A 13,968-nucleotide genomic window follows, 5' to 3' on the forward strand; every position below is an offset into this window, starting at 1 on the left:
CCTACAGTGATGCAGGACGGGGATTGTTGTGTTTTTGGACGCCTAAGCGTGCAGTGCTTACCTTACTCGGACCAATACTCCGCCTCCGGGTTGAGCGCCGCGCCCACTTCGCCTTCTTTTACCAGATCGCAGTCCAGGTAGCCTTCCTCATCCAGAAAATAGACCTCCTGCTTATAGAATTCGCACAGCGTCTCCAGGAACTTCTCCGGCGAATCGTACATTACCACCAAATCTCCGTAGTCGTGCAGCAGATCGCAGATCCGTTCCACGCCTTCTTCAGAGCGGTAGTAGCAGATATAATCACTTCCATAGTTCGTCAGCAGCGGCAACACGGTTCCACCGCCGGTATATCCCTTCTCCTGCAGAATCCCTGACAGTATCTTCACTTCATGGCCGTATTCCCCGATATGAAAGAGCCGGTAGCCCGGAATGAACTCCAGCAGACTGGGATCTTCCTCGGCGCCGCCTGTTCCAAGAACTGTATCATAGACCGCACGCAGAAGCGCAGGTACTTCGGGTGTAAACTCTAATATCGCATCACTGCCCCCTGCCGGAGCCTTTCCCAGACTGGCGGTGTACCCGGGACGCAGCTGCGTGGACAGCTTAAGGAATTCCTGAAATGTACCGGTAAGCATGTAATCATCCTTTCTCACAAAAATATAGCGGAGCGATAAGGAACGCCCTTATCTCTCCGCTTGGTGCTGCCATGCTAATGTGCTATGTTATTTGAGATGGGTTACTTGGCAGCCGAAGCCCACATCTTCTCCAGCCACTGATCGAAATCCGCGCCCTTCTCGCCTTCATAGGCATCGTAGACATCAACCCGCATCTTCTTCAGCTTCTCTTTGAACTCTTCGTAAGAATGGTCCTTAGGCAGACTTTTCTTAATCCGCAGAATAATCTTGGATACCCCTTTGAACAGTTCAGCTTTGTTCTTCGATGGAACCTTGACCTCTTCGCCAAAAGCCACCAGCTTGTTATATGCGGCTTCTTGCACAGTATATACAGGATCGCTGATCATCAGGCGATTAAGGATATCGATAATTTGTTTGTGGTTGTAGCGGCCCAGCTCTTCTACCGCTTCAAGACGCGCTCTCCAGTCTGCGGAACGGCCGGCGGCTTTCTTCAGTTCGTCATAGTTCTCAGGCAGCTCTTGGATTACTTCTTCATTATTCAAGCGTTACAATCCCCTTCTTGGTTAAATCTGATATAGTTCAATTCTACAGTACTGTACTCGCTGATTCAATCTTTTGTCCAAACATTCGGCTGAACCGGGAGCGAAGGTATCGCTTGGATCAGGGTCGAGACCGGGCATCGGGATTTTTGACTTCACCTGGCTGCATAAGTATAGTATGAACCAAAAGAGCGGCCAGCAGGACAAGGAGGTCATACTGCAAGATGAGAGTCCTATTCCCAGATTCATTCAGCGACACCTGGAGCTTCAAAGAAATTAACGCCCCGCTTCCTGTTCCCGGTGAGTATGAAGTTCTCATCGAACTGCGCGCTGCCTCTGTTCATCCGGCGTTCCAGAAGCTTCAGAATGGCCCGTTACTTACAGCCATAGCCGGAACAATAACGGATACCGGCCCGGCAGCAACCCGCTTGCAGACCGGTGACGAAGTGTACGGCCTGATAAACGCCGGAGCGGACGGAAGCTACGCAGAATATGCGCTGGCACGTGAGACTGAGCTGGCGCTTAAGCCCCGGGAGCTATCCTATGAAGCGGCTGCGGTAACCGTAGCCGCCGGGCTGCCGGCATGGCAGGCACTGGCCGCAGCCCGGGTCTCCAGCCGGGACCGCGTGCTGGTGCATAACGGCGCGGGAGCCATCGGCAGCTTCGCGGTGCAACTCGCCAAGCTGCGGGAGGCAACCGTGATTACGACGATCAGCAGCGATGCAGATCTGGACGCCGTCTGGGGCCTGGGAGCAGACCAGGCCATTAACAGCAGCGGACAGGATTTCGCAGCCATCCTGGGGCAGAGTATCGATGTGGTCATCGATACGGCAGGGGGCCGCGTGCTGGACAGCAGCTTCGCGGTGCTGGCTTCCGGCGGAAGGCTGTTCTCCACGGACGGACCGCCCGATCCCGCCCGGGCTGCACAGCAGGGAGTCCAGGCAGGGTGTATTATTCCCGCTGCTGATGCCTTCCAGCTGTCCGAGCTGGCCCGGCTGATTGCCGCACGGAGGCTGAAGGTACCGGCCGGACCAGTCTTCCCGCTTAGCGAGGAAGGGCTGCAGAGCGCCTGTGAGCTTCAGGCGAGCGGGAAGGGTCCAGGCATTATTGCCATCACGATCGGGCAACGGGAACCGGGATTATAGTAAGCCAAATACCCGTACAGCCAGGAGTTGCGGATCTCCTGACGGTACGGGTATTGTGATAATAACTCTGTAGGTTATTTCCCTCTGGCGATTAATTCGTTGTGGCGCTTGCCGATGCTCTGGAAGGTCTCATCCAGTGTCTTATCCTTCAGGAAATAATGCTCCAGCTCCTCCATACGCAGGTCGTTCAGTTGAATCGGCACCGTGTTGATGTAGGTATCCTGACCGCCGAACAACACCCGCTCCATAGACTCCAGATCGTACAGTTGTTCGAAGCCTGCAACGAGTTTGGCCTGCGTCTGGGAGTTATCAATCTTCGCCGAGGCGGGAATGCGGCCTCCCTTGGTCAGATAGGTTACGCCTTCATCCGCATACCACTGCAGGAACTTCCACGCCTCCTCTTTGTAAGCCGAGCCAGGGTTGATGGCAATGACATCGCTCAGCCCGCCTTCCAGGCGGAAGTCTTCCCTCGCTCCATCCGGGCGTGGAATGGTGGCAAAGGCAATTTTGAACTCACGCGGGTAATCGGTCAGATTGTTCGCATTGCGGAAAATAAAGTTACCGGAGCCCAGCATGGCCGCTTCCCCTTTGAGGAACGAGGCATCGACCTGAAGCTTGGTGGCAATCTGCTCGCCGTAGGCGGGCATACTTTTATCATCGTGCATCATCTTGTACCAGCTCTCCACCGAGCCGCGCGTCACCGGGCTGTCCAGGTTAGACTTGCCGTCCTTGACGAATTCATTCTGCAGCTCCCCGTCCATGCCGAAGGGGAACATGTTGGTTCCCTGAACGTAGCCGTAAGTTGAATCCTTGCTGAGCACTTTGGCATATTCCGCCAGGTCCGACTGGGTCCAGTTGTTATCCGGCAGCTTCAGCCCGGCAGCATCCAGCTTGTTCTTGTTCAGCCAGATAAAAGACTTCGAGGAGACGGTCGGAAGGCCGTAGTAGCTGCCGTCGAACTGCCACGCTTTGGCCTGCCCGCCCATAGCAGCTTCAATATCATACCCTCCCAGCTCGCTGAGGTTCTGCGCGCCGCCGGACTGCACTCTTTTCTCCAGCTGGAACTTGGCGTAATTGGTATAGAGATCAATATTCTCTCCGGCCACAAGCGCCGTATCCAGCTTCAGATTGCCGCTGTCATCATTGACGTAACGGACATATTCCACCTGCACTCCGGGATTCGCCTCATTCCAGGCTTTCACCATGTCCAGCGGCCCTGCTTCCTCAGGAACCCCGCCCCAGAATTTCAGCGTAATGGTCTTGTTGTTCTGTCCGGCGGAATTACTGCCTTCAGCTACTCCAGCCGATGTGCCAGCCCCTTCCTTGCTGCTGCAACCGCTTGCAATGATCAGCAGGGCTGTAAGTCCTGCAAGCCATCCGTATCTTGGTTTCTTCATCTATCGTCAACCCCCTTGGCTATTGTCCGCAAGTCCGCTGCTGTGCAGCATCCTCCGCTTGCCTATAATGATATCAGCCCGCGCCCCGCTGCCCCATGAACGCTATTGTGATCTAATGATACAGATTTGGGATATAGCATACGCCCGGCTAGAGGCTCCGCTTCAGGAGCGGCGGAAGTCGCTCGGAGTTTTGCCCGTCCACCGCTTGAACACCTTGTTGAAATAGTTATCGTTCGAGAAGCCGCACGCACAGGAGATGGCCGAGACCGGCAGGCTGGTGTGGAGCAGCTGATGCACGGCCGCTTCGATTCTGACCTTTTGCGTGAAATTGGTGAGGGTGAGCCCGGTCTTCTTCTTGAACAGGTTGCTGACGTAGGTCTGCTCCATATTGACCAGACGCGCCAGCTCGCCAAGCGTGTGCTCCTGTGCATAATGCTCGGAGATATAGTCTATAATGCGGTCAACCTGCGGATGCCCCGTCTTCCCCCCGGCTGTTCCGGCCGCTGCAAGCAGCGCGGTGTCCCCAAGGGTACTGAGCTTCCGCCATTTGTCCCGCTGCTCCAGACCCGCCCGCGCCCGCTCCAGCAGGGCAATCAGCCGCTCCGGCCGCAGAGAGAGCTTCAGCACATAGCCTATAGCGCCAAGCTCCAGCGCCTGCTGGGCATAATCGAACTCGGACATGCAGGTCAGCATGATGAACGGGCATTCCCAGCCGGCTTCCCGGCTGCGGCGCAGCAGCTCAATCCCGTCCAGAACAGGCATGACAATATCGGTAATCACGATGTCGGGAGGGCGCTGCTCCATAGCTTCCATAGCCTCAGCCCCGTTCGCATACTCGCCTTCTATGACAAAGCCGTATTTCTCCCAGGCAATGAGATGCTTCACCATATCCCGGGCAAACACTTCATCTTCTACCAGGTAGACACTATACATCGTCTGATTCTCCTTTGGCGTAAGGTTCGGATACAAGCAGCGGGGTGCGGATCTCGACTATCGTCCGGCCTTCTTCCCCGCTGCGGGTGAGCGTTAAGGAGGCTTGCCCCCGGTACAGCAGCTCCAGCCGCTCCCGGATATTGCTCAGCCCGATTCCTTTGCGACTCCGCCGGACAGCGGCCTGGGCAGCAGCTTGCCGGGCGGCATCGGGACCGGCGCCGTTATCCATCACGAGCATAATGAGCTCCTGTCCGCTGGCATGAATGTCCACGGTGATCTGCCCGCCGGACGCGGTGTCAGCGAAGCCATGAATAATGGCATTCTCGACCAGCGGCTGCAACGTAAACTTGGGAACCAGGGCATAGTACAGCGAAGGATCGTACTCCACATCCAGGTGATAGCGGTTGCCGAAGCGGATATTCTGAATGTGCATATAAGCCTCCATGAAGCCCAGCTCCTGCCCCAGCGGGATGAGATCCAGCTCGGTATTGAGACTGGTCTCCAGCAGCAGACCGAGCGAGACACAGATGTCGAAGGTGGTGCTGTCTTTATTTTTGAGCGCCTGGCTCTTGATCATGTTCAGGGTATTCAGCAGAAAATGCGGGTCCATCTGGGAGACGAGGATCTGGAACCGGACGGATTCCTTCTGGCGTTCCTCTACTTTGAGCCGGTAGATCAGTGTCCCGATATCGGCTATCATCCGGTTGAAGCTGGTCAGCAATTGAAGAATCTCCCCCCGGTATCCGCTGGTGGGGATCGTCACCCTCAGCTCCTGGTCAGCGGCCCGGCTCATCTGATCGCGCAGCTTATGCAGCGGCTTGGTTACATTGGAGGAGATCAGCAGCGTAGCGGCAATGAACACCAGCGTGAGCACTACGAGGGAGATGAGCGCCGTGCGTTTGATGGTATTGGTGCCGGCAAAGACCTGCTCCAGCGAGATTTTCTTAATCAGGGTCCACTCCAGGGAAGGCATATAGCTGGCCAGGTACAGGGCTTGCTCGCGTTCACTTGTCAGATCGGCCAGCTTATCCGGGTGGAGGCGGAATTCCTCCTGGAAACGGCGGGCCAGCTCATCCGGGATCTGGGCATCCTCCTTGCTGCGGTAGATCATCTCTCCCCCGTTGCCGAGAACGAGATAGGCCGCCTGAGGATCAGCCGCGTCCGTCCACTGCTTCAGCCATTGCCTGTGGTCCATGCTGATTCTTACTGCGCCGTACGGCTCAGAGCCGGCATCCAGCAGCAGGGAATCAATCGTCAGCAGTTTGCTGCCGGAGGCAAACTCCTTGGAGACATAGCTGTCTGTTACCTTCCAATAGTAGGAGGCCGGGGCCATCTGCTCTTGGAGTCCGGCGGCTATCTCGTTGTATACCTGTCCCCCGTCTATGGGCTTACGCGAAGTGTAATTGTAATAAGCATGTCCGGCACGGTCAGTGACGGTCAGGAAGACGGACGGCGTGGACAGGAAGAACGAGTTCGCCAGCGAGTCCAGATTGCGGTTGATTTCGCGCATGGCCGTGAAGGGAGAATGAGGCGAGTCCGAGCTCAGATACTGCTCCAGGGAAGGATTCTGATTAATCAAAATGAGTGACCGGGTCATCAGTCCGGCCAGATCCAGCAGATCCTCCCGGAAGCTGCCCATCTCGCGCTTGTTCTGTTCAACCTGCTGCTGCTTCAGAATCTGCTCAATCTGCTGGAAGCCGATCAGGCACAGCAGGGAGAACGGGATAATAACCAGCAGCAAGTATGCCGTAAAAATGCGGTATTTCAGGCCACCGGGCCACCTTAATCTCTTCATTATCCTTCTTCCCCCTTCGGCCTTGCGGCATGTTCCTGCCCAGTATAGCAGAGGATTCATTATTCAATAATTTGGTTAGATAGAAAGTATTTCTCTCCGCAGACAGCCGAAAGACAGACCGCAATGCGGTCTGTCTAATTCTGTTAGTAACAACGGATTTCGTATATGGCTGCTGATGCATCGCCGTTCGTCCCGTGAATCACCACCCGCAGCCGGTCCGCCTTGAAGCTGCCGGATGCCGGTGTTAACGTGACGGTATTCCGGCGCTGGTAGTTGTCCTTGACCCTGGCAGCCCCGGTCCAGCGGCCGTCCTGCCGGAGAAGGATGCTGTAGTCTCTCACGCACTGCGGATCACGGTACAGCGGCGGGTAGTTATGGTATTCATGGAACAGATGCCCCGGGAAGCTGAGCTCCACCGTATGCACTTCCTGCGGCTGCTGCCAGCTCAGCTCCAGCCACTGCTCCTGCGGCTCCTGCGGATTGGAGCGCCACAGATTGGCTGCGCGGTAAGGGCGGGTAACACCGCTGGTCACCTGGTGCGCAGCATAGCAATTCTGCGGCGGGTCCAGCCGGAAGCTGCGGTTCTCCTTAAGGCTGCGCATCTTGCCGCCGCCGATCTCGTAAGCCGAAGCATGGCCGGGAATGACCGTTCCGGCCTTGATCCAGGCCACTCCGCTGTGCGCCAGCAGATCGAGCCGCAGGTAGGAGAACGCCGGGAAGTCGCGGCCCGGCTCCAGTTCAAGCGGCGCAGTGACCCATAACTCTTCGCCCTCAGGCACCATGAACTCCAGCCTTGCCGCCGGCTCTCCCGGTTCTGTACGGTAATCCCAGATGCTCTCCACCGCATACAGAACTCCTTGAACCTGCTGCGCGGCACCGGACAGGTTGCTGAGACAGACCTCCAGCTGCCGGACCGGACGGTCGCCCACCGCGATCCACTGCCCGGTCCGCCGGTTCAGCCGGTCCCGGTCATATGGCTGCTCTGGCGCCACCTGCGCTTGCGGCTTCGTCTCGGTCCAATCCACCAGATGCTCCGCCGTTCCCGAGGAGGACGGGCCTACGCCGTAGAGCAGCGCTTCACTGCTTGCGCTAACCGCAGCCCGCCGGGCCAGATCCAGCGGATCTTCATTGACCACATTCGGCAGGAAGCAGCCGTCCCGGAGGAGCTGTTGCTGAATATGAGGAACACGGGTCGCCAGCAGCTCATCGGCGCTAAGCTGCTCCGCTGCCGCAATCGCCGCCGCGACCCCTGCCGCCTGCCCCATCAGCGCGGTTGTGCCCATGACACGCACCGTGCCGAGAGCAGCATGGGTTACGCTTACGTTGCGGCCTGCCATCATCAGGTTGTCTACATCCTTGGACATACAAATACGCAGCGGGATACCGTAAGGACCGCAATAGCTTTTGACCGCATAATCGGTGGTCTGGTCGTAATGCTCTGCGCTGCTGGGCTCACTGGTCGGTGCCAGCAGACCGCCGGGCGTATGCAGGTCGAGGAACCAGCCACCGAAGGCAATCTCGTCTTCGAAGACGGTGCGCCCTGCCGGATCATGCTCGGTCATCAGATATTTGCCCATGATGCGCCGGCTCTCCCGCTTGCCGGGCACCTGGCCGATCCAGTCCAGCGCATAGTTCGCAGCCAACTCCCGGGTCTTGGGATCACGGTTCTTGATCCAGTCCCATACCCCCAGCGTATGGCGGGTCAGCTCATGGCGGATGCGTTCCGCATCATGGATGGTGTGCCAGGGCACGCCGATCTCCAGCCACCAGTATCCGCTGCGGATATCGTAGGGCTTGCGGCCCTGATCATAGAAGAAGCTGGCATCCTCATAGCGGATGGCCCAGTCCGGCAGCACAAACGGAACGGGCCGCCCCATATCCTTTGCCTTGAAATGAATCGAATTGCCCATCACTTCCTGATTGGCCTGCTCCGGGGCGTGCGGCTCGCCGAATTCATCCTTGCCTTCGCTGCCCATCCGCCATTCACAGCCGGCCAGGTCAGCGAGTATGCCGTCCCCGGTGCAGTCGATGAACTGCTTCGCTTCAATCAGCAGATCAGTCTCCGCGCCTGCGGTCCGGCACCGCACCGAATGAATCTTGCGCTCATGCTCCATCGCGATGTCAAGCAGCGCCGTATTCAAGTGGAAGGTGAGACCGGGGGTTCTAACCGCCATGTCATACATCGTCATATCCCATACACTGTTGGTCCAGCCGTTCTCAGTAATCCATTCATGATTGACGGCCCGTTCCTCAATCAGCAGTTCGGAGATAATACCAGTCTCCCGTCCGTAGGCATGGAAGCAGGCCGCTCCATGCGGCGACACTCTAATCTCGGAGGACGAATTGCCTCCAAACACCGGACGGTCCTGCACAAGGCACACCTGCGCTCCCTGGCGTGCGGCAGCGACAGCGGCAGAGAACCCGGCAAGGCCGCCACCCACCACTACGATGTCATAATTCTCTGTAATCTGAACGTTCATGATAGTACCTCCTGAGGCTTCATTGTCTTTATTATATTGTCATGTATTAACCCTTGACCGCCCCGCTGGCGATGCCTTGAATAATGAACTTTTGTCCGGCCAGGAAGACCACAATCATCGGAATCATGGCGGCTGTAGCTGCAGCCATCATGCCGTTGTAATCAACCGAATTCTCCAGCACGAAATTCTGCAGTCCCAGGGGCACCGTATACAGATTCTTGTCTACCAGAAAGATCAGAGCGTTCTCGTAATCATTCCAGTGCCAGGAGAAATCAAGGATCGTCAGTGTTGCGAGTGGGGCCTTCGCCAGCGGCAGTATGACCCGTGTGAAGATGCGGAAATGCCCGGCACCGTCGATTAAAGCTGCTTCACTGATCTCCTGGGGCACCGTAATAAAGAACTGGCGCAGCAGGAACACGCCAAAGATGGTGAATGCCCCCGGCAAAATCAGCGCCCAGTGGGTGTTGTAAATGCCCATCCAGTTGAACAGCACGAACCTCGGCACGAACAGAATCTGCGGCGGGATCATCATCATGGATAAATAGATCAGGAAAAGCGGCTCCCGCCCGCGGAATCGAATCCGCGAGAATCCGTAGGCGGCCAGAGCAGCAAACGTTACCGCGCCCAGGGTCGAAAGGATAGAGATTTTCAGGGAATTCATATAGAGCAGCGCGAAGTTCCCCGTTCCGGTCCACACATTCACATGGTGCTTCAGGACCGGGTGCAGCGGTATCCACTGAATCGGGAACTCGAACACCTCAAGTGGTGTTTTAAATGAAGTGGAGATCATCCAGAAGAAGGGCAGCAGCAGCAGCAGGCCCATAGCAGTCATGACCAGCGTAAGCAGCCACTTCCACATTCGCGAGGCACGCCTTGCCGTCTGCCGCCCCGCCCGGACAGCAGGTGTTATTGTCGTTTCCATTAGCGGCTCTCCTTGCTTTCTTTTAGTAATGCACCCAGCGGCGCTGGCCTGCCCAATTGACAAGCATGATCAGCATGACAATGGCGAAGAGCATCCAGGATACAGCAGAAGCGTAACCCATCTCATAGTAGCGGAAGGCTGTCTTGTAAATGTAGAGCGACAGTACATTGCTGCCTTCTCCCGGTCCTCCGGCGGTAGTGGCCTGAATGATGCCGAACGTCTTAATGGCCGAGATGAACCCTGTAATCAGCAGCAGGAAGGTGGTCGGCGATACGAGCGGCACGGTGATATAACGGATGGAATGCCACAGCCGGGCCCCGTCGATGGTCGCCGCCTCCAGCAGCTCCTTCGGCACCTCCTGAAGACTGGAGAGATAAATAATCATGTTGTAGCCGACCATAATCCAGATCTGAATGATGCATAACGCATAGATTGCCGTACTGCTCTCGGACAGCCAGCCCGGAGGATCAGCGATGCCAACCAGCCGGAGTGCTCCGTTAATGGGGCCGAGGCTGGGATGGAAAAGCAGCATCCAGACGAAGGCGATGGCGACACCGTTCATAATATAGGGCAGGAAGTACAGCGTGCGCAGCAGTTTGGCCCAGTAGACGCTTCTGTTCAGAATGTAGGCGATGGGAAAAGCCACAATCAGCGATACCGGAACCGTCAGCAGAAAGATGAATGTCTTCAGGACGGAGTTGTGGAATGAGGCATCTCCGGCCAGCCGTCTGAAATTGTCCAGCCCGACGAACTGGATGTCCCCCTTGTTCATGAAGGAGTAGTCTGTAAACATCATGACCAGCGACATCAGGGCAGGCACCAGATAGAACAGCGTAATCCCTATCATGCTGGGGGCGATAAACCAATAACCGGCCGGATGATGGTCATGAATGCCGGTTCTTCTTAGCTTCTTCAAGCGATCCCTCCTTCGCAATATGTTCATAATGTAAGTCTAGCAAAGGGAGATGGCTTGCAGAATGAACGCTATTGTGGCGTAGGGGTACGGATTTTGGAATTGAACTGGGGGTACTATGCTTCCATCCGGCCCTGGGCCTTACCTCCCAGCGGATGCACTGCATGTTTACCACGGGGATTGTACCGGAAGAACCAAAACTGGCGGTTTGCCTTCTTTTTTGCGGAGAATTCGATTATCATTAGCCTCATTCCAAATTATAGGAGGTTCATCATGCAGGGGTTAAAACAACGTGCCGGCCGGTTATGCTTAAGTCTCATGCTGATAGGTGTAATATCTTACGGGGAGGGGCTGCAGGCGGCAGCCTTGCCGGTCCAGGAAGAGCAGGTGAGCGCCGGGGCTCCCGATGTCAGCTCCTCCATAACGGTGCTGGGCAGCCCGTTCAAGAAAGCGGCTTATGCCCGCAACGTCTGGGATATGCAGCTCTTCGGCGGCAAAATTTATCTCGGCCACGGCAACAGCAGCAATAATGCGCCTGTGCCCAATGCAGGACCGGTTCCTATCTATTACTGGGACCTTTCCCAGAATAAATTCTCTGTTCAGGATGTTACCTATACCAACCCGGCCACGGGCAAGGTGACCACCAATGTCTATGTCATGGACGAGCAGATTGATACCTTCAAGGTGTTGAACGGAGAGCTGTACATTCCCGGGCATGACTCCAGAGTCCCAGGCTGGGCCTACGGGAACTTCTACCGCCTGAACGGGGATCATTGGGACCAATATATGAATATTCCCGGGGGTATCCATGTCTATGATATGGCCTACTATCAAGGCAAGCTGTATGCTTCGCTCGGCGCCAGCGGTGGCCCGCTGATCTATGTATCCGCTGACAGGGGGAATAGCTGGACCCGGTTCGGCACAGTCTCCCAATACGGCATTATGCGGGCTTATACTCTGTTCGGCTTAGGTGACACGCTCTATGCTTCCTCCGCCACGGCGGGCAAGACGCAGGGAATGGCCAATGAGAAAGGCTACATGACCTCCATCCGGCAGACCGGCAGCGGACTGGTCCAGACGAAGCTGACCTTCACCAGCAGCCAGCTCTTCCCCGGACTCAGCTTCGTGACGAAGCCCGGTGAAGTCAACGTTCCCGGCGTCAGCGGCCAGCCTTGGCTGAAGCTGCTCCGCACCACTGAGGTGAATGGACGGCTGCTGTATATTGCAGGCCAAATCTATAATGACCATCAATCCATTCCGCAGGGCCTGTTCTCCGCCGGAGCGGGCTTCCAGAACACGCGCAAGGAGCTGCTGCCGAATGCTGCCGTAGCGCCTATCGATATTCTGGACCGCAAAGATACGGTATACGTGCTTGGATATGCCAAGGAGGCCTCAGGCCAATATACGAATTATGTCTACCGCAAAAGCACCGCCAGCCTCGCCACCGGCGGAGGAGACTGGAGTGAAGTCTTCCGCTTCAGCCGGGATACCTTCGCCCGTTCCTTCGAGGAATACAATGGTGACTTCTACTTCGGACTGGGCAGTGATGCGGATGTGATTCCGGCCTCCACCGGCACGATTCTGAAGCTGAGCGCCGGGACTTATTGAAGTCGGGCAGGCGAACGGGCCATTAAATTGACAACCTTCTGTAAACGGTGGTACGCTCACTAATATTCTAGTAATCCGTTCACAAATCAGGTAAGGAGCGTCTCTATGACTGACCGGAAGATCCTTAATCAGGCAAGCTTAACCAAGGAAGTATACCTTATTCTTGCACTACTGAATTCCGGAAATCCAGATGAGACGGCGCGGAAGCATCCGCAGTTGTTCACAGAGGTGAACTGGGACTTATTCGTGGAACTGAACCGGCAGCACAGGGTGTATCCCTACCTCTATTCCAGGCTGAGCAAGATGGAGGAGAAGGCGGTCCCTTCCGAAGTTCTGGAGCAGCTGAAATGGCAATACCGCAGGAATACGGTGCAGATGCTCCAGCTTAGCGGTGAAATGAGCAATATTGCGGGTCAGCTGGCCGAGCTGAATATCCGCTGTCTGTTCCTCAAAGGGCCGGTGCTTGGGCAGGAGCTGTACGGAGACCTGTCGCAGCGCACCTCCCGGGATCTCGACTTCCTGGTGCCGATTGAACAGCTGGAGGATGCCGAAACCTTGCTGATCCGGCTGGGCTATGAGAAGGAAGACAAGTTCGAGAGCCTGCTTGGCGACTGGAAATGGCGGGAGCATCATTCGACATTCGTGCATCCTGTCAGCAATGTCAACCTGGAGCTGCACTGGCGGTTAGGACCGGGTCCTGCCAAAGAGCCTGCGTTCGACGAGCTCTGGCGTCATTCGCGGACCAGCAGCACCTTCGGCCAGAATGTCCGCTATCTGGGGCCGGAGGATCTGTTCATGTTCCTGGCTGTACACGGTGCCAGACATGCCTGGTCCCGGCTGAGATGGCTGCAGGACATCAAGATGCTGCTAATGGGACAGCAGCCGCCCGACTCCGCCAAGCTGATTCAATTACTACAGCGGTATAATCACAACGCTATAGGAGGACAGACGCTGATTCTGGCCAGAGAGCTGTTGGAGACGCCGGTTGACCCGGCGCTATCCCCGCTGCTGGACAACCCCAAGGCCCGCAGACTGGCGCAGGACATTCTGTTCTATCTCCCGCGCATCGTGAATTTGAATACCCCTCCGCTGGAGCCGGAGGTGCAGCAGCATTTCAACCGTTATCTCCCAAGCATCCTGTCCCCGCGGAACCGGATACTCCGCTCTGCCAGCTTCCTCTATCCCTATGCAGCGGATGCCAAGACCCTGCCGCTGCCGAAGCCGCTGCATTTCTTGTATTTCCCGCTGCGGCCTTTGCTGTGGAGCTGGCGGAAGGTGACGGGTGCGGAGAAGGAGAATTAGGCAGGGACAGCCATACCAAAAAGGCAAGTGCTGCGTTAGATTAGCAGCACTTGCCTTTTTACGGTTTCGGAGCCGGGTGGCGGTCAGCCAATGTAATCGGTTTTTCGATTACATTCGCGCCACAACCTCTGCGCTCGCCCAATGTAATCGGTTTTTCGATTACATTCGCGCCACAACCCCTGCGCTCGCCCAATGTAATCGGTTTTTCGATTACATTCACGCCATAACCTCTGCGCTCGCCCAATGTAATCGGTTCTTCGATTACATTCGGACCACACACCCACGCAGCACCGAATTGT

12 protein-coding genes are annotated in these 13,968 nt (G+C 56.4%); 3 read left to right on the top strand and 9 right to left on the bottom strand.

The features are described 5' to 3' along the window. Nucleotides 1-62: 62 nt before the first annotated feature. Entirely contained in the window at nucleotides 63-635 is a 573-nt protein-coding gene (locus tag MKY96_RS24610; RefSeq protein ID WP_340944087.1) for a hypothetical protein, read from the bottom strand. 101 nt (nucleotides 636-736) lie between these two features. Next, nucleotides 737-1,177 (bottom strand): HEAT repeat domain-containing protein, encoded by a 441-nt coding sequence (locus MKY96_RS24615; RefSeq protein WP_076081929.1) that lies wholly within the window; start codon nucleotides 1,175-1,177, stop codon nucleotides 737-739. A gap of 221 nt (nucleotides 1,178-1,398) precedes the next feature. Between MKY96_RS24615 and MKY96_RS24620 the strand changes: the two genes are divergently transcribed. Further along, complete coding sequence (locus MKY96_RS24620) at nucleotides 1,399-2,319, top strand: NADP-dependent oxidoreductase (protein WP_340944088.1); 921 nt, start codon at nucleotides 1,399-1,401, stop codon at nucleotides 2,317-2,319. A 74-nt stretch (nucleotides 2,320-2,393) separates the two neighbouring features. Here MKY96_RS24620 and MKY96_RS24625 read toward each other — a convergent pair whose 3' ends face one another. The 6 genes from MKY96_RS24625 to MKY96_RS24650 all read right to left on the bottom strand — a co-directional run bounded on the left by MKY96_RS24625 (nucleotide 2,394) and on the right by MKY96_RS24650 (nucleotide 10,762). Then, nucleotides 2,394-3,716, bottom strand: coding sequence for an ABC transporter substrate-binding protein (locus tag MKY96_RS24625; RefSeq protein ID WP_340944089.1), 1,323 nt, complete (start codon nucleotides 3,714-3,716; stop codon nucleotides 2,394-2,396). 162 nt (nucleotides 3,717-3,878) lie between these two features. Continuing rightward, nucleotides 3,879-4,649 (bottom strand): response regulator transcription factor, encoded by a 771-nt coding sequence (locus MKY96_RS24630; RefSeq protein ID WP_340944090.1) that lies wholly within the window; start codon nucleotides 4,647-4,649, stop codon nucleotides 3,879-3,881. Next, nucleotides 4,642-6,444: a sensor histidine kinase gene (locus MKY96_RS24635; protein WP_340944092.1), complete on the bottom strand. Its 1,803-nt coding sequence runs from the start codon at nucleotides 6,442-6,444 to the stop codon at nucleotides 4,642-4,644. Before MKY96_RS24635 ends, MKY96_RS24630 begins: the two co-directional genes overlap by 8 nt. 143 nt (nucleotides 6,445-6,587) lie before the next feature. Then, a complete protein-coding gene (locus MKY96_RS24640) occupies nucleotides 6,588-8,924 on the bottom strand; it encodes an FAD-dependent oxidoreductase (RefSeq protein ID WP_340944093.1) in 2,337 nt (778 codons plus the stop codon). 46 nt (nucleotides 8,925-8,970) lie between these two features. Continuing rightward, nucleotides 8,971-9,783, bottom strand: a complete 813-nt coding sequence (locus MKY96_RS24645; protein ID WP_340944765.1) for a carbohydrate ABC transporter permease — start codon at nucleotides 9,781-9,783, stop codon at nucleotides 8,971-8,973. 85 nt (nucleotides 9,784-9,868) lie between these two features. Beyond that, complete coding sequence (locus MKY96_RS24650; protein ID WP_340944094.1) at nucleotides 9,869-10,762, bottom strand: carbohydrate ABC transporter permease; 894 nt, start codon at nucleotides 10,760-10,762, stop codon at nucleotides 9,869-9,871. Nucleotides 10,763-11,032: 270 nt separating this feature from the next. On the opposite strand from MKY96_RS24650, the gene MKY96_RS24655 reads away from it, so the two are divergent. Both MKY96_RS24655 and MKY96_RS24660 read left to right on the top strand, forming a co-directional pair. Next, nucleotides 11,033-12,367 (top strand): hypothetical protein, encoded by a 1,335-nt coding sequence (locus MKY96_RS24655; protein WP_340944095.1) that lies wholly within the window; start codon nucleotides 11,033-11,035, stop codon nucleotides 12,365-12,367. A 105-nt stretch (nucleotides 12,368-12,472) separates the two neighbouring features. Next, nucleotides 12,473-13,669: a nucleotidyltransferase domain-containing protein gene (locus MKY96_RS24660; protein ID WP_340944096.1), complete on the top strand. Its 1,197-nt coding sequence runs from the start codon at nucleotides 12,473-12,475 to the stop codon at nucleotides 13,667-13,669. A gap of 58 nt (nucleotides 13,670-13,727) precedes the next feature. Here MKY96_RS24660 and MKY96_RS24665 read toward each other — a convergent pair whose 3' ends face one another. After that, nucleotides 13,728-13,949 (bottom strand): hypothetical protein, encoded by a 222-nt coding sequence (locus tag MKY96_RS24665; protein WP_340944097.1) that lies wholly within the window; start codon nucleotides 13,947-13,949, stop codon nucleotides 13,728-13,730. Between the last annotated feature and the right edge of the window lie 19 nt (nucleotides 13,950-13,968).

The organism is Paenibacillus sp. FSL R7-0302, assembly GCF_038006885.1.
Lineage (GTDB): Bacteria > Bacillota > Bacilli > Paenibacillales > Paenibacillaceae > Paenibacillus_AQ.